Origin of the sequence: Chryseolinea serpens, from assembly GCF_900129725.1 — a bacterium.
Classification (GTDB): domain Bacteria; phylum Bacteroidota; class Bacteroidia; order Cytophagales; family Cyclobacteriaceae; genus Chryseolinea; species Chryseolinea serpens.
Genome location: NZ_FQWQ01000003.1, coordinates 1,043,025 through 1,059,326 on the forward strand (window position 1 = coordinate 1,043,025; position 16,302 = coordinate 1,059,326).

Sequence of the window (16,302 nt, forward strand, 5' to 3'; positions counted from 1 at the left end):
GATAATTTGTCTGTGACTATGACAACAAAAAATGTGAAATCAATGGAGGTTGGGATCGGGATCGACATGGGCGGCACCCGCATAAAGATCGGGCTGGTGCACGAGGGTGTGTTGGTGGCGACCCGGAAAATTCCGGCCGCGTCACACGTCACCCTGGAGCAGCGCCTGGCGGAGATCGCCGTGGAGGCCGACAGGATGCTGGCTGAAAATAACTGTACACCTACCGGCGTGGGCATTGCATTTCCAGGTATCGTCGATTCGGACAACAATAGAATATTATCCAAGTATGTTAAATACCCCGACGCACGCCGGGTCGATCTCTCGGGATGGGCGCAGAAGCAATGGGGGATCCCGCTGGCACTGGAGAACGATGCACGGGCTGCCCTGGTGGGCGAGTGGCAATACGGCGCCGGAAAAAATTGTGACAACCTCGTGTTGATCACGCTGGGCACGGGCGTTGGATCGGCTGCCCTGATCCACGGAAAATTATTAAAGGGCAAGCACTATCATGCCGGCAACCTGGGCGGTCACATCGCCATCAACTTGCACGGCGCGGAATGCAATTGCGGAAGCGTGGGTTGCGTGGAGTCGGAAGCCTCGACGTGGGCCTTGGAAAAACAGGTGACCGGGTCGCCGGACTATAAAGCCAGTGCGCTCGCGTCAGAGAAGGAAATCAATTTCAACACGGTGTTTACCTGGGCCGAGAAGGGCGACGCACTGGCCATCCAAATCCGGGAGAATTGTCTGAAGGCGTGGGCGACGGGGATCCTCAACCTCATTCTTTCTTATGATCCCGAGCGCGTCGTGATCGGCGGCGGCATCATGCAGGGAAAGAATTTGCTCATCCCACAGGTTCGCCGCATGATCGAAAGAGACTCGTGGATAAACGATATTCCCATTGAACTGGTCGTGGCCGAGCAGGTGGAGTACGCAGGAATTTTAGGCATGTATTATTTATTATCCCTTTTACAAAAGGATTACAAACCGGTTTTATGAAGTCAAATTTTGATAAATGCCCAGTCGTGGAAGTCAGTCCGGAGAGCCGTGATTGCATCACCGGTTGGGAAAGCATCTGTAAACATCTCCAGGAATTTATCGCCACCCGTGGAAAGACGCGCGTAGTGGTGGCCATCGATTGTTATCATGGTGTGTTGCACAAAGAAACGGAGGCCGCACTGAGAAAAGGTTTACAGCCTCATCCCTTCTTCAACAGTACCTCCGCGTTTCTCCCGGAAATGGAAGTTTCCCGAATGGTCTATCCCGACGTCACCGACGACCGGATCTTCGGCTTCATGACTCGTTTGACGCTGGAGAAATTCTTTGATGAAAAGAAACTACAGGCGCTGCGCAAAGATATCGATGCCATCACCAACGGCGTGGTCGTGGTTTATGGCGAAGGCGCAGCCTACGTAGCGCAAAATGCCGACATGGTGGTGTACCTCGACATGGCACGCTGGGAGATTCAGCTGCGGATGCGACGCAACGAAGTGGGCAACCTCGGTGTGAACAATACCAGCGCCGAGTTTTCTTTAAAATATAAGCAAGCCTATTTCGTAGATTGGCGCGTACTCGACAAGCACAAGGTGGCGTTGATGGATCGTTGGGATTTTGTGATCGACACCAACAAACCGGATCACCCCAAGATGATCACCGGAGCATCCGTGTTGAAAGGACTCGAGAAAGCGACACACACACCGTTTCGGGTGGTGCCGTTTTTTGATCCCGGGCCCTGGGGTGGTCAGTGGTTGAAGGAAGTGGCAGACCTCGACCGGACGGCCGTGAACTTTGCCTGGGGATTCGATTGCGTTCCGGAGGAGAACAGCTTGCTCCTGAAGTTCGGGAGCGAGACCGTGGAGATTCCTTCCATCAACCTGGTCTTCAACCAACCGGAAGCCTTGTTGGGAAAACGCGTCTACGAAAAATTTGGTGCGGAATTCCCCATCCGTTTCGATTTCCTGGACACCATGGACGGGGGCAACCTCAGCCTGCAGGTGCATCCCACCACGCAATACATCCGCGAACATTTTGGGATGGACTACACACAGGACGAGAGCTATTACATGCTCGACGCCCGTGAAGACGCATTTGTTTATCTCGGGCTGAACGAGGATACCGACCCGAAGCGCATGATAAGCGAACTCAAGGCGGCGCAAAATGAAGGCGGTAACTTTGACGCTGAGAAATATGTGCAGAAGTGGCCTATCAAAAAACACGACCACGTACTGATCCCCGCCGGCACGGTGCATTGTTCCGGTAAGGATAGCGTTGTGCTGGAGATCAGCGCCACGCCTTACATTTTCACCTTCAAACTTTGGGATTGGGGCAGACTTGGGCTGGACGGCAAACCGCGTCCCATCAACATCGAGCATGGCGAGAAAGTGATCGCATGGGATCGTCGAGCGGACTGGACGCGTAAAAATCTGGTGGACCGTGTAGAGAAAATCGCTTCGGGCGATGGATGGATCGAGGAGCGCACCGGTCTGCACGAATTTCAGTTTATTGAAACACGCCGGCATTGGTTTACAACGAAAGTGCTGCACAACACGAACGGCGGTGTCAATGTCATCAACCTCGTGGAAGGGAGAGAAGTTATCGTGGAGAGCCCGAAGGGTCTTTTTGCACCCTATGTGATCCACTATGCCGAAACCTTTATTGTACCGGCAGCCGTGGGCGAATACACCATCACCCCCCATGGTGAATCCGCCGGGAAAGAATGCGCCACGCTCAAAGCCTTTGTGCGCACGGAAGATATTATCAACGGCTATCATAGTTTGGTGTGATTTCGATCCTGGCCTGCGGCACACTCTCGCCGCGGGCCGATCGAATATCACCACCGATCATTCTGAAAAAAAGTCAAAGAAACTCAAAAGGTCTAATGAGCATTCGTACCTGTCGTTTTACGATCCTGTTTTTAGTGTTGTTGGTAGCGGCACCTCTGTGTAGGGCAGAGGTCCGCTTGCCAAAAATATTCGGCAACAACATGGTGTTGCAGCGCGACCTTCCTTTGCATTTTTGGGGATGGGCCTCGCCGGGTGAAGAGGTGAAGGTGATGATGGGCGTGAAGACCGTCAGTGTAAAAAGCAACGCACAGGGAAAATGGTCCTGCGTACTTCCTGCCACGCCGGCAGGAGGGCCCTATGAAGCGGTGATCAGTGGAACGAACCGGATCGAGCTAAAAAATATTCTCATCGGCGACGTGTGGATCTGTGGCGGACAGTCGAACATGCAATGGCGCCTGGATCAGACACCTTATGAAGAAAAAGATTCCGTCCTCTTGAAACGCGGGAACATCCGCTTGTTCACCGTGCCGTTTGAGATGGACTATCAACCCCGCGAAGACGTGAAGGGAAATGGCTGGCAAACCTTGAGTCCTCAGACCATCCGGGAGTTTTCAGCGGTGGCCTATCACTTTGGAAAATATCTGTACGAACAACTCGATGTCCCCGTCGGCCTGGTGAGCGACAACCTTGGGGCAACAGCGGCCGAGGCGTGGATGAGCAACGAGGCGCTTTTGCAGTTCCCTGAATTTGCAAGCCTTATTCAGCCAGTAGTGAAACATGGCAAAAGCTTTGAAGCCTTGACGGCGGACTTCGAGAAGAACAAAGCTGTTTGGTTCAAAAAATATTATTACAAAAGCGCCGGCGTAAAAGGAGAGTGGTTTAAACCGGAAACAAATGTTGCCGACTGGAAACCGATCAATGCTTCGGGCAACACCTGGGAAAACGAACCCGATCTCAAAGATCACGACGGCGAAGTGTGGTTCCGCACCACTTTCGATCTTCCCGAAAATTATCACGACGAAAATTTCAACATCGCCCTGTCGCAGATCGACGACTATGACATGGCCTGGGTGAATGGCGTAAAGATCGGAGAGACCTATGGCAAACATAACCACCGGAACTACAGCGTCCCCACGCGTACTTTGAAGCCGAAGGGCAATGTGTTGGTGGTGCGCGTGTTCGATATCGGCGGCATCGGTGGGTTCACGACGAGCCCGTTTTGGGGAAGCAAGATCATGTTGGGGACTTGGCTGTATAAAAAAGGCGAGGCCATAGACGCCGCAAAATTTCCAAAAGTGGAGATGCCGAACGCGACACCGTTTTCATCTCCCGGTGTTTTATACAATGGTAGCATTGCGCCCCTCACGGCGTTTCCCATCAAGGGCGCCATTTGGTACCAGGGTGAAACCAACGTAGACCGGGCATACGAATACCGCGAATTGTTCCCTGCACTGATCCGCGATTGGAGAAAGCATTGGAATCAGGGCGACTTCCCTTTTCTGTTTGTGCAGTTGGCAAACTACATGGACGAAGCGAAGGAACCCGGTGAGAGTCATTGGGCAGAACTCCGCGAAGCACAGGCCTTGACGCTGTCGTTGCCCAACACCGGCATGGCCTGCGCCATCGACATCGGTGAGGCGCAAGACATTCATCCCCGGAACAAACTGGATGTGGGCAAACGCCTCGGCCTCGCAGCGATGAAGGTGGCCTATGGAAAGAGCGTGGTGGCTTCGGGTCCAACGTTCAAAACCTTGCACGTCGAGGGTGAGCACCTGATCCTTTCATACGACAACATCGGAAGCGGCCTGCTGTCGAAAGACAAATACGGATACCTGCGCGGATTTCAAGTGGCTGGAGCCGACAAGAAATTTTACTGGGCACAGGCCCGGATTGTCGACGGCAAAGTGGAAGTGGTCTGCGACAAGGTGAAGCAACCCATCGCTGTGCGATATGCCTGGGATAACAACCCCGGTCCGCTCGATCTATACAACGCTGAAGGACTACCCGCCCTGCCTTTTCGCACCGACACCTTCAAAGGCAGCACCGAAGGACAGGTATTTGTGGAGGGTCCGCGTTTCTAACGATCCGGATTCATACGTGTGCGGAAGCACGGGCTCGTTTATATGTAGGGACATTAGGACATAAATTTGTGCTTTCCCCGGGAACCCGTAAATTTAACTATTACTTTTTATTCGTATGGCCGTAAAAGCAAAGCCGTCAAAAGAGACGGTAGAGTTCAAAATAGATCACGACAGCCCCATTCCGTTGCACGTGCAGGTGGAGACCCTGATGCGCCAGCTGATCAACAGCCCGCAATATCAGGACGGAAAAATGCTCCCCAAGGAAATTGAACTGGCGAAACGGCTGGGCATATCACGCAACACCATACGGCAAGCCACCAACAAACTCGAGCACGAGAACCTGCTGGTTCGTAAAAAAGGTGTGGGCACGCGGGCGGTGAAAAATGCGGTGAGCACGCGGCTGAACAACTGGCTGAGCTTTAGCGAAGAGATGCACAGCAAAGGCGTGGAGTTTGTCAACTTCGATATCAAAGTCAGCTGGGTCAATGCTGACGCCGACGTTGCCAACACGTTGCAAATTGATGAGGGCAAAAAAGTGCTGAAGCTGGAACGGTTGCGCGGTGTGGCGAAAGGCCCGTTTGTATATTTCATTTCCTATTTTCATCCGCGCGTGGGCCTCACCGGTAAAGAAGACTTCACCCGTCACCTCTATGAGATCATGGAGCAGGAGCACGCCACCATTGCCTCCATATCCAAAGAAAAAATAAATGCCATCGGTGCTCCGACCGACGTAGCGAAAAAGCTTAGCATAAAAAAAGGTGATCCGGTATTGTTCCGCAAACGCGTTGTCTGCGACCCCGGCGACCGCCCCGTAGAGTACAACCTGGGTTATTATCGCGGTGACAGCTTTACGTACGAGATTGATATCAAACGCTGATCCGTTCAACACTCGTCAAAAAAAAACCAGGCCCGCAGGCCTGGGTAGTGAAGGGGTCTCTTATTCCAAGAGCATTCAAAGCAACATTAACATTGGGCTATTTGGAACCTGCCTGCGCTGTCTTGCTCTTGAAAAGCGGCGATTCGCGAAAGTATGGATTGCTGCCATCAAAGCGGATCACATAGTCGGATTTGAAATGTGTACTCTTCTGGTAATAGTCGGTCGTGATGATTTGTGCGCCTGACTGTTGTGCTGCTTCAAAGCTGCTTTTATCATTGGCGCGCGCTTCGTCTGTATCGGAGTCGGCCCGTGTACGAACGATGTATCCTTTTTTCACGAGGTCTTTGATCGCCTCCTGATCGCGCTTTGCACTGTTCATGATGAGGATGGCGGCTTCGGGCGTTCCCACCCCGGCGTTGGCAAAAAGCATTCTGCCCTTCAGCGAGGGATGACCGGCGACGTAGAGGTCAATCTTCGGTCCTTTTTCATCCAGGATGAAAATGAATTTTCCCTTGGCTTCCTTCAGCGTAGGCCAATGGTTGGCAAGGACGGCGCTTTCCAGTGTTTTGTATTTGCCGCGCACCTGGTCTGGGGTGATCACATAGCTCGTGCCCAGGTAATCGGCAATTTCTTTGTCCAAGGCATCGTACGTAGCGGCTGTAAATTTTTCGGCGGCCGTAAAACCTGGTTTTGGGATGCTTTCATCTTTGGCGTTCATAGTGATGAAAACGGGATTGTGCGTCGGGTTTGCGTCCGACCATTTTTTCAGGTCTTGCAGGCACTGTTGAAACGTGAGGCAGTGGCTTCTGAAGTCGATGTCGGTGATGTGAAAAACCTTAAAGCCGGGTTTCTTCATCACGCCTTCCGGATCGAACGGCGGTTGGCCGGGAGCCCAATTCAATCCATTGGGATGAGCATAGCGTCCCCCCTGGGTGTCGGCATACACGTCGATCTCCAAATTCAAAAGCCCAAGATTCAATTGGTCTGTGATGCTGATGTGACTGTAGTCAATTTTGCTCATCGCCACAGAATCGCGCGCCTTCAGGATCTTGAAGAGTGCGGGATCGATGGCCTTCTTATAACTGTTGTGGGAACCGATCACCTGGATGTGGTTGATCGGCAAATTATCCGTTTGACCGCTGGCCTTCAAAATGGCGATCAACATGATCAAGACGATACTGAGTTGTTTTTTCATGAGTTGTAGTGGTTAAAAAGGCCCTCCTTCGCTAAAGCTCCCGTCTTCGCTAAAGCTACGACGGGCAAGTCGGCGGGCAAGGCAGTGAGCGTCGAGGTTATTTAAAAACGCCTAAAGGTAAGGGGGCAAATTCAGAAACGTGTGCTCTCAACGTTAACTAAATTTTAACCTTTTTTCAAAAAAAGAAAATATTCACCTACCTATGTGTGACCGTATGAAATATACACGGCGGTGGTAGCAAATTTTCCGTTGATGCAAGAGGGGAGATATCAACAACGACACCACCGCCGCGATAGGCAAGCATAATGGCAAAAAAAAGAGTAACCAGGATATCTGATTACTCTATTCTTTTATTGGTTTTTTATTAGACTATTCCTTCAGCGTAGCAATAAAACTCAATACATCCCGAATCTCTTTCTTCGTCAGCAACAATCGCATCGGCGGCATGCTGGAAGCAGCATTCGTCCGTTTCGCGATGGCTTGTTTTTGTACGAGCGTATCGGGCCGGTTGCCGATCTTCAATTTCAGATAATCCGGTTTTTCTTCTTGCAGGATACCGCTTAGTGTCTTACCCTCTTTCGTCTCCACCGTTACCATACCATAGCCCGGAGCAAGTCTCGCACTAGGATTGATAAGCGCTTCCAACAATTGCTCACGTGTCAGGCGTGCAGCGACGCCGTTAAGTCGCGGCCCGGCTGTGCCGCCCATGTCGCCATACGAATGGCAGCGGATACATTGAGCCGTCTGGTGGCCATAAAAGATCTGCGCTCCACGCGAAGGATTTCCTCCGAGCAATGCTCCGGCATAGGCAGCCTTCAACGTGTCGGTCGACATCGAGGCACTGATTTTTTTGAAGCGCGCGTCCAGGTCTTTGTTGTGGGTGTTGCCGATCGCTTCGGCAAGCTCCAGGTTGATTTCAACCGGAAGCTTCTTCAACTCCAGTTGTGTCAGGAGTTTTTCAAAGACGGGTTGCGTGCTCTCCAGCGGAAGCATGCCAAGGGTTGTCAACGCTGCTTGTTTTTCTTCTACGGTGCGGGTGTTGATCACATCGCTGAGCAACGTCACCATCAAAGCCTTTTCGATGTTCATCTTGGGCAGGAGATCCAGTGCCGTCACGCGAACATCTTTTTCCTTATCAGCCAAAGCCGTCTTGATGGCGTCGCCAATTTTGGGGTCGGCGATGGAGGCAAGCGCTTTCAGCGATTCTTCGCGTACGGGAGTACTGGGATCGCTTTTCAGTCGGGCAAATAATTGAGCCGATGCGGAAGCGATCTTCAGTTTGCCGATGGCTTTCACTGCAGCCAACCGCACAGCAGCGTCCTTGCTGCTGGTTAAAGTAGTCAGCGTCGCAGCCGACTTCTCTTTCACAGATTTATCATCGCGGGTGATCTTACCACGGAAACGTCCATCCACACGATCCAACACCGACGGTTTTGCCCACGTGCTCAAGGCAGCCAAAGCTTCGGAACGCATGGCCGCGGGAGATTTTTCGTTGGCCGCATAGTCGATCAGGTTTTGCATCGACGCATCGGTGCCCACCCGGAGATTGGCGTTGATGGCGCGACGCAACAAAGCTTCTGCTGTAAACTTGGTTTCTTTCAACACATCGCCCAGGGCAGGCAACGCGCCTTCAATGGAGAGATCGTCGTTGATGCCACGGGCCGCTTCGGTCACGACAAATTCATCACCGTCTTTTAAGAAGGCGGCAATGCCAGGATCACGCAGGCGGCGAAGGGCAAGCACGGCACCGATGCGCACAGCACGCGACGGATTGTTGGCAAGAGCAACCAGCGGCTCTGCTTTTCCAATGCGTGCCAGGGCAAGACTCGCTCCGTGGCGGATATAGGCGTCTTCGTCGTTGTTCGATTTTAATAATTCAATAAGGTCACCAATCGCAGGCTCATACGCCGTGCGACCCATGGCCTCGGCAGCAAAGAAGCGTGCGCGGCTGTAGTCGTCTTTCAATAGCGGCATCAACGCAGCACCGGCATCCTTGTAGCGCACGTCGCCAATCCACTTGGCGGCTTGGGCGCGAATTTCGGGATCGGCGTCCTGCAGCAAGGGCACGAGCACGGCGGCGTTCTTCAAGTCTTTGCGCGCAAACTGGCTGATCCCCCAAATGGCATTTACGCGCGCGAGCTGATGTTCTTTTTGGGCGATGCTTCTTTTGAAAACCTCCATGCCCTCGTTGCCGCGGGTTGCCAATTCAAATTGAGACTTTTGGCGCACACGCATGTCGGCGTGGGCCAGCAACTGTTCTAATTTGGCGGCATCGAACTTTGTGAAGTCACTGCGGATCAGGGTCTCGGTATCTTTTCGTTCAGCGGCGTCGGCATTGGCGACATCGAGTTTCCAAACACGACCCTGGCCTTTCGTGCCCCAGCCGTCAATCCAGTCAGCTACATACATGGCGCCGTCGGGACCAAAGTCAATGCCGGTAGCCAGGACACCGCCGAGGATCTTTTTATTTTCGCCCAGCTCGAATGTTGCGCCCTTTGGGTTCAGTTTAAACGCATGGATGCCCGATTGCGAAGGGTTGCCCACAAACTCAGCAACGAAAAAGGTTTTCTGCCATTCTTTGCCCAGCGCCGTGCCGGGGTTGTAGAGCATCCCGGTGGGGCCGTTCACATAGTTGGCGATGGCGGGCGTGATGTACGCCGGTTGGCCTTCCCAACGCGGCGTGTACATTTTCTCGTCCATCCACACTTTGTACGTATTGTTTTCGGGGTCGCGATATTTTCCAAACTGCCAGTTGATGCGCCAGCCGATGTCGGCGCCGTTCACCACATAGACGATGCGTTCGCTTTCGCCGGGATGGTCGCCGTCGTTGTCTTCGCTGATGAGGTTGCCGTATTCGTCGAACACAAACTCATGCGTGTTGCGATTGCCATACGAAAATACTTCAAAGTCGCTGCCATCCGGATTGGAGCGCACGATGACACCGCTGTTGGGATGTTCCCACGCTTTGCCCGTTTGGTCCTTACCGCTAAAACCGATATCACCGATCTGCCAATAGATCTTTCCTTCCGGACCGATCTCGACGCCCGACATACCGTGCCCGCTAAAACCCACATGGATGCCATAGCCGTGCGACAACGAAACTTTGTCGTCGATCGTGCCGTCGCCGTTGGTGTCGTTCAGACGCCACAGGTCGGGGCCGATAGCAACGAAAAGATCTTTGCCATGCTTGAGCACGCCACCAGAGGCGTCGGTCACTTCATCATGAAAATCTTCAATCACTACTTGTGACTTGTCCGCCACGCCGTCGCCGGAAACATCCTCTACGCTGGAGACCTGTTCTTTCTCCACGGTCATGTCGCGCCAGTCGTGCGAGCCATCGTGGTTCAGGTCTTCCAGCCACTTGTTCTTTTCACTGTTTTCGGGGGAGAGGGTGCGGTGTAAAAAGTCGCGTTTCTCTTCAATATTTTTTAGGGAAATAGATTCGATCTCCCAATCCTGGTGACCGCGGATATCGAATTCCGAATGCTTTTGACGAATGGCGCGGGTGTAATAAAGTTTTCCGTCGTCGTCTATATCGATCGACACGGGGTCGGTGATCAGCGAGTCGACACCCCAGAGTTTGAGCGTGAGGCCTTCTGCGAGCTGCGGTGTGACCACCCCTTCGATCGCACGGGCCATTTCGGCCGATTGTTTGGGGTCAAGTTGCCTGATCTTGAGATCCACAGCTTTTTCCTTTTCCTTTTGCTGACAGGACGCCAAAAGCCCAATGGCTAACGCGACCGTTGAAAGGCGTTTTAGGGAGTATCGGTTTGAAAAAGATTCGGTGTTCATGAATAGCTTGGCTAGATTAAATGTGTTTGTAAGATTATAATATGCGGCTTCTTTAATGCCCGTCGGGTTGCAGCAGCGACGAACGAAATCCATAGGAATCCAGTGTTGAAAATCAGGGGGTCAATGTAGCGAAAAAGGGGATGCTGAGGGAGAAAGCGGGGCCCTCCGAGAACGTTATTTTGATGAATGGCGGGTCTTTTTGGGCAGGGGAAAGAATAAGACGCGCGTATAACCTATTGTCCTAAATGGGATATCTTCGCAAAGGAACTATAAGAAACGTGCGATGCGCTTAAAGAATCACGGGAGACTGATTATCATTTTTGCCTTTCTTTCAGCTTGTCATACGCCGAAGCCTGGGGAGACCAAAATGCTTGATTTTGGGCAATTCACGATCACGGTGCCGGCCACTTGGGATCCCGTTAAAGTGCGTGGCATTGATTCCTACGTAGGCCTTATCGCACTGGGTGAGGAGGACACGATAAACTTTGATCTGGGATGGTATTCCAATGCACTGGATGAGGATAAGAAGTTTATGATTCAGAATGGAGATTTCTACGTCTTGGATAGCGTGTCGTCCGATGGTGCCGCAAACTTTATGTTTTATGGGAAAGCGGATACCGTTAACGTCGAAAATTTCCTGGAAAATAAAATTACCTGGACAACCGTCGATGGCAGAAAGGCAAAGATCATATCCCCCAAACGCACGGGCCAAGGCCTGACCGGCATCTACATCGACAGCGTCTGGATGGCCGGCTCTGCTCGCGACCGGTTTCAAATGAATGGAAGAAATTTAAATGCAGAGAACGAACGATTATTGCTGAAAGCGTTTGAGACCTTGCGATTTAAGAAAATAGCTAAATAGCGATGCGAAAAGATCGCGATAACGATAGTCCTTCTCTGGTAACCGTTGATTGAGATTTTTAAAACTGTAATGGTCTGACATCAAAAAAAAGGCGACCTCCGGAAGAGGCCGCCGTTCATCGTAGCAAAGATTCCCCGTTTACTTCGCCATCAACACCTTGTCAATCACCTCAATCACGCCATTGCTCTGATAAACATCCTTGACGGTGATCTTCGCCGCATTGTTTTTCTCGTCCCAGATCTTCAGCGTGTTGCCTTCCATGGCAGCCCAAAGTTTTCCACCTGCCACCGTCGTCAACTCCGCTTTGCCATTGCCCGCCTTGATGCGCTTCATCAGTTCCTGGCTGTCCAGCTTGCCGGCCACGACGTGGTAGGTGAGCACGTCGCTCAACATCGCCTTGTTCTCCGGTTTCAACAGGGTTTCCACCGTTCCGGCAGGCAGCGCATCGAAGGCCATGTTGGTGGGAGCAAAGACGGTGAAGGGGCCCTTGCCCTGGAGGGTTTCAACCAGTCCGGCAGCTTTCACAGCGGCCACCAGCGTGGTGTGATCCTTTGAGTTCACGGCGTTCTCGATGATGTTCTTCGAAGGATACATCTGCGCGCCACCAACCATGACGGTTTTTTCTTGCGCCGTCGCCAGGTTCAAGGCGAGCACAAACATGCATGCGGTTAGTACAACCGAATTCATTCTTTTCGATTTCATAGGGTTTGTTTTTTTTAAGTTGTACCCCACATACGGATGTACACTGCCCCATGGATTTCAGACTTGCCAATTTTTTTTGATCTACAGGCGATTTCAGCTTACAGAATGCTGACCGCGGAGGGCGATTCTATCCAAAAAAATGTTGAACTTCAAAGGGTCGGACGTGAAGAGGCTTCGTGCTCCGCAGGAGAAATTTCCGTTCGAATTTTCATCGTTCACCTTACCAGACAAGACATGTTCCCCAAACAACACATTCTCGTCCTCGCGGTTGGTCTTTGCTTGTCAGCGCCTTCGTGCGCACAACATTCCGATCACGCCATGCATACCGCTCCGGCCCCCGCTGCAGTTGAACCGCAACCCTTGCTTGCCCAGGCGGTCCGTTTGCAGGAAGCATTATCGTTCCTGGGCAGCTCGCTATCGGCAGACGATACAAAACGTCTGAAGGTGTTGCAGAACAAGGCCCTCACGCAGGAGACGGTAACAGAAATACAGGCGATCCTCGATCCCTACTGCCTCGCCATGGTCAGCATCAACCCGGAGGCGCGTGTAAAAGTCGCTCGTGGACCGGCAAAACCGGCCTTGATCCAGGGCGGCTGGACGAGCTTTCTGGTTAAAGTACAAAACGACGCCGGGGTCACCGCCCAGTTGAATATCGAAAGCCCGAATGCCGTGGAACCGTTGCATGCGCCGAGTCAAAATCCGAAAGTCAAAGCCGAAGACGTGATCTCCCCGGGACAGGCGGCAAATCGCTTCCTCGAGATGCAGGTATACCGGAACCGCCCGTTGATGACACACCTCTCGGGTTTGCGTTTGGAATACGTGGTCGTACAGATCTACAGCAAAGATGCCGGCCAGCGCGAAGCAGAGATAGGCTTCAACATTGGTCAGGGCACACAGGATATCGGCTTTCGGAATACGATCAACATTCTGTTTGACGTCAAGCCTTCCGTGAAGGTCATGTTCGAAGTCAAGGACGACGACGGTTCTCCCACCATGGCGTCGTTCCTCATCACCGATGGCATCGAACGCATGCTCGACAGCACCGACAACCTGCAGCACGAACGACCCTTCCCCTTGTGGGCGGCACAACAAGAATTTCATTACGACGACTACAAGCTTCCGGGAAGACTGAAAGGCGTCTATCCGCTTCCCTCACGACGGGTGGCCGCGTTCGACGAATATCCCGACTTCTTTTTTCAACCCCAGGTTTACCGGACGCACGGCGAGCACGTGCAGCTTCCCCCGGGAAAATATTCCGTCACCTTCACACGAGGCCCCGAATACATTTCGCAAACCCGCGAGCTGATCATCCCGCCGAACGTATCGACGTTCACGACGTCGTTCCAACTCCGCCGCTGGATCGACATGGCAAAGCTGGGATGGTATAGCGCCGATCACCACGTGCACGGCGGGGGATGCAGTCACTACGACAGCCCGGAAGAAGGCGTGCCCCCCGCAGACATGTGGCGACAGGAATTAGGCGAGGATCTGAACGTGTCGGCGGTGTTGGCGTGGGGCCCCAGTTGGTATCACCAGAAGACATTCTTCACGGGCAAGGACGACCCGCTTTCGACATCTAAAAACATCATGCGCAATGACGTGGAAGTCTCCGGCTTCCCCTCCTCACACGCCGGCCACATCGTATTGCTCCGGCTGAAAGAAGACGACTACCCCGGCACCAAAACCATCGAAGACTGGCCAAGCTGGACGCTGCCCGTGCTGACGTGGGCGAAGTCTCAAAACGCGGTAGTGGGCTATGCGCACTCTGGCTGGGGCCTGGAGCCGCTGGAACCCACAAAAGATCTTCCCAATTATGTCATTCCGAAGATGGACGGGATCGGAGCCATGGAATACATCGTCACCATCACGCACGGCATGGTCGATTTCTACAGCCTGGGCGATACCCCGGCACCGTGGGAATTGAACATGTGGTATAATACTCTCAACGCCGGATTCCGAACAAGGCTCAGCGGAGAAACCGACTTCCCCTGCATCTACGACGAACGCGTGGGATTGGGACGAAGCTATTTCAAACCCGACGGCCCCCTGAGCTACGACAACTATGTTGAAGCCATAAAAAAAGGACGGTCATACGTCACCGAAGGAGGTTCCCACATTCTCGACTTCTCGGTAAACGGAACCGAAGCCGGCACAAAGAACAGTGAGCTGCAAGTGAAAGGCAAGCAAACCCTGAAAGTCGCCGCGCGGGTCACAGCCAATTTACCTGCGCAACAAAATGACGAAGGCAAATCCATTGCCACCCGGGCGGTAGACGGCCAGCCTTACTGGCACATCGAAAGAGCGCGCGTAGGAAGTAGTCGGAACGTAAAAGTCGAATTGCTTGTCAATGGGGAACCTGTGGAGTCGACTGAGATTTTGGCGGACGGCACGTTCAAGAATATCAACTTTTCATATTCCATCACCAAATCCAGTTGGCTGGCGCTGAGAATTTATCCCAGCTCACATACCAACCCCGTGTTTGTTATCGTCGATGGCAAACCCATACGGGAGTTGCGTGCCGCAGATTGGTGCCGCAAGACGGTTGATCAATGCTGGAAAATGAAAGAGGGCCAGATCCGCGCCAGTGAACGTACGGCAGCAGCTGCAGCCTATGATCACGCACGGAGCGTCTATGATAAAATCGTTCAGGAGGCCTCGCAGAAATGATTCGGCGTTTGCATCTTGCGAATGAAAAAAGATTGATAACGGACAGACTGGATGGGTATCGATAGATGGATCGGTCGTTGGCCAACTATAAATTCCATGAAGAAATTTCTGTTGCTTTTTATTCTCCCCGTGTTTTCAAACTGCTTGGCTCAAAAAAATCAGATGGCCCATGTTCATGTGGACAGCCTTATCACGGCCATCGATAGAGATCATTCGTTAAAAAACTTGGCGATAGATGTTTTGGGTATGACAACCGAGGGCAGTGCCTTCGTGGGTTATTATGATAAATCAAAGAACATCAGGAAATTGGTTGTTCGACATTTTGGGGAAATGGGAAATACGGCAACAACATATTATATCTGTGAGAATCAACTGATTTTTCAAAAAAGGACTACGAATAACTACGACAAACCATTCTATATGAAAGGGTATTCCGTCAAGAGCGACTCGGTATCCGTCAATTGTTTGAGTAAGAACTCGGACTGTGATCAATCTTCCTTTACCCGCGACCTTTCTGTCTTTCGAAAAGAATTTGAAAAGAGGATAACCCATTAATCATGGTATTAGCCCTTATCCTTCTTCTTGATATATAAATAATAACCGGCCACCGTGAAGATCAGGAAATAGCCAATCGCCATCCCGTGTATATTCACCGGAGGAACAGCCGCTTTGGTTTCTACACCGGCCTTCAAATAATTGAACATACAATAGGTGTAGGGAAAAAGAAATCCGTATTTCCACGATAAAGTCCCCAGCGCCCCGATCCAAAAGATGAAGCCACACCCAATACTGACCAAAAAATTACGGTAGTGAAGGCTAAGCAAATACTGCAAGGCAATGATGGGCAAACAGTCTATGAAATAGAATACGTCTTCCCGCAGAAAATAATCATACGGTATCGCCCCGGGCCAGGGCACACCTGGAATGATGATTTGAGGGATAACGCCGGCCAGCCAAATGCCGAGATTGAACAAAATGAGGAACTGCAACATCATCGCAGCAATCACCGTGAACTTCGAGAAAAAGATGACCGTGAACGGGAGCGGCGTGGTGTGAAGTTGTTTCCAGGTGTTGTTCTTATATTCCAACTGCGCGATCAGGCTGGTGGCCAACATCACCCCGAGAGGCAGCAGGAAAATGGCCATCGATTCCCAGGCATTTTTCCACAACAACCTCCAGAAGCCATCCGACGCATACAACGCAGGCAGGCGCTCGTGATAAACAAGCCGGGCAATGATGATGATCGTCGGTGTGAAGAACGCACCCGTCACCACCATCCAGGAAGCCAGGCTTCCTTTTTTCTTCAGCCATTCGCTTTGAAGGCTGGCAACAAAAGCGTGTGCCAT

General features: G+C 52.1%; 11 protein-coding genes. 7 read left to right on the top strand and 4 right to left on the bottom strand.

The window, feature by feature from the left end:
- Positions 1-18: 18 nt before the first annotated feature.
- From BUB30_RS24185 to BUB30_RS24200, 4 genes are all read left to right on the top strand, one after another.
- The gene (locus BUB30_RS24185) at positions 19-996 is read left to right on the top strand and encodes an ROK family protein (RefSeq protein WP_084138341.1); all 978 of its coding nucleotides are present in this window, start codon (positions 19-21) and stop codon (positions 994-996) included.
- Positions 993-2,780, top strand: coding sequence for a class I mannose-6-phosphate isomerase (locus tag BUB30_RS24190; protein WP_073139233.1), 1,788 nt, complete (start codon positions 993-995; stop codon positions 2,778-2,780). Before BUB30_RS24185 ends, BUB30_RS24190 begins: the two co-directional genes overlap by 4 nt.
- Positions 2,781-2,875: 95 nt before the next feature.
- The gene (locus tag BUB30_RS24195) at positions 2,876-4,861 is read left to right on the top strand and encodes a sialate O-acetylesterase (protein WP_073139236.1); all 1,986 of its coding nucleotides are present in this window, start codon (positions 2,876-2,878) and stop codon (positions 4,859-4,861) included.
- 115 nt (positions 4,862-4,976) lie between these two features.
- Positions 4,977-5,738: a GntR family transcriptional regulator gene (locus BUB30_RS24200; protein WP_073139239.1), complete on the top strand. Its 762-nt coding sequence runs from the start codon at positions 4,977-4,979 to the stop codon at positions 5,736-5,738.
- Positions 5,739-5,835: 97 nt separating this feature from the next.
- On the opposite strand, the gene BUB30_RS24205 is transcribed toward BUB30_RS24200, so the two are convergent.
- On the bottom strand, positions 5,836-6,933 hold the full coding sequence (locus tag BUB30_RS24205) for a phosphatidylinositol-specific phospholipase C1-like protein (protein WP_073139241.1): 1,098 nt from the start codon (positions 6,931-6,933) through the stop codon (positions 5,836-5,838).
- 369 nt (positions 6,934-7,302) lie between these two features.
- A complete protein-coding gene (locus BUB30_RS24210) occupies positions 7,303-10,725 on the bottom strand; it encodes a HEAT repeat domain-containing protein (protein WP_073139244.1) in 3,423 nt (1,140 codons plus the stop codon).
- Between the two features lie 367 nt (positions 10,726-11,092).
- Between BUB30_RS24210 and BUB30_RS24215 the strand changes: the two genes are divergently transcribed.
- Positions 11,093-11,587 (top strand): hypothetical protein, encoded by a 495-nt coding sequence (locus BUB30_RS24215; RefSeq protein ID WP_143165060.1) that lies wholly within the window; start codon positions 11,093-11,095, stop codon positions 11,585-11,587.
- Positions 11,588-11,725: 138 nt separating this feature from the next.
- Here the strand turns inward: BUB30_RS24215 and BUB30_RS24220 are convergent, their stop codons facing one another.
- Positions 11,726-12,289, bottom strand: coding sequence for a fasciclin domain-containing protein (locus BUB30_RS24220; protein WP_073139251.1), 564 nt, complete (start codon positions 12,287-12,289; stop codon positions 11,726-11,728).
- A 234-nt stretch (positions 12,290-12,523) separates the two neighbouring features.
- On the opposite strand from BUB30_RS24220, the gene BUB30_RS24225 reads away from it, so the two are divergent.
- Both BUB30_RS24225 and BUB30_RS24230 read left to right on the top strand, forming a co-directional pair.
- Complete coding sequence (locus BUB30_RS24225) at positions 12,524-14,956, top strand: CehA/McbA family metallohydrolase (protein ID WP_245804157.1); 2,433 nt, start codon at positions 12,524-12,526, stop codon at positions 14,954-14,956.
- 96 nt (positions 14,957-15,052) lie between these two features.
- A complete protein-coding gene (locus tag BUB30_RS24230) occupies positions 15,053-15,511 on the top strand; it encodes a hypothetical protein (protein ID WP_073139254.1) in 459 nt (152 codons plus the stop codon).
- 8 nt (positions 15,512-15,519) lie between these two features.
- Here the strand turns inward: BUB30_RS24230 and BUB30_RS24235 are convergent, their stop codons facing one another.
- Positions 15,520-16,302: an ABC transporter permease gene (locus BUB30_RS24235; RefSeq protein WP_073139257.1), complete on the bottom strand. Its 783-nt coding sequence runs from the start codon at positions 16,300-16,302 to the stop codon at positions 15,520-15,522.

Coding starts and splice junctions, on each gene's coding strand:
- BUB30_RS24195 (WP_073139236.1), top strand. CDS start 2,876: ATGAGCATTCGTACCTGTCGTTTTACGATCCTGTTTTTAGTGTTGTTG.
- BUB30_RS24215 (WP_143165060.1), top strand. CDS start 11,093: ATGCTTGATTTTGGGCAATTCACGATCACGGTGCCGGCCACTTGGGAT.
- BUB30_RS24220 (WP_073139251.1), bottom strand. CDS start 12,289: ATGAAATCGAAAAGAATGAATTCGGTTGTACTAACCGCATGCATGTTT.
- BUB30_RS24190 (WP_073139233.1), top strand. CDS start 993: ATGAAGTCAAATTTTGATAAATGCCCAGTCGTGGAAGTCAGTCCGGAG.
- BUB30_RS24205 (WP_073139241.1), bottom strand. CDS start 6,933: ATGAAAAAACAACTCAGTATCGTCTTGATCATGTTGATCGCCATTTTG.
- BUB30_RS24200 (WP_073139239.1), top strand. CDS start 4,977: ATGGCCGTAAAAGCAAAGCCGTCAAAAGAGACGGTAGAGTTCAAAATA.
- BUB30_RS24210 (WP_073139244.1), bottom strand. CDS start 10,725: ATGAACACCGAATCTTTTTCAAACCGATACTCCCTAAAACGCCTTTCA.
- BUB30_RS24225 (WP_245804157.1), top strand. CDS start 12,524: ATGTTCCCCAAACAACACATTCTCGTCCTCGCGGTTGGTCTTTGCTTG.
- BUB30_RS24185 (WP_084138341.1), top strand. CDS start 19: ATGACAACAAAAAATGTGAAATCAATGGAGGTTGGGATCGGGATCGAC.
- BUB30_RS24230 (WP_073139254.1), top strand. CDS start 15,053: ATGAAGAAATTTCTGTTGCTTTTTATTCTCCCCGTGTTTTCAAACTGC.
- BUB30_RS24235 (WP_073139257.1), bottom strand. CDS start 16,302: ATGGCACACGCTTTTGTTGCCAGCCTTCAAAGCGAATGGCTGAAGAAA.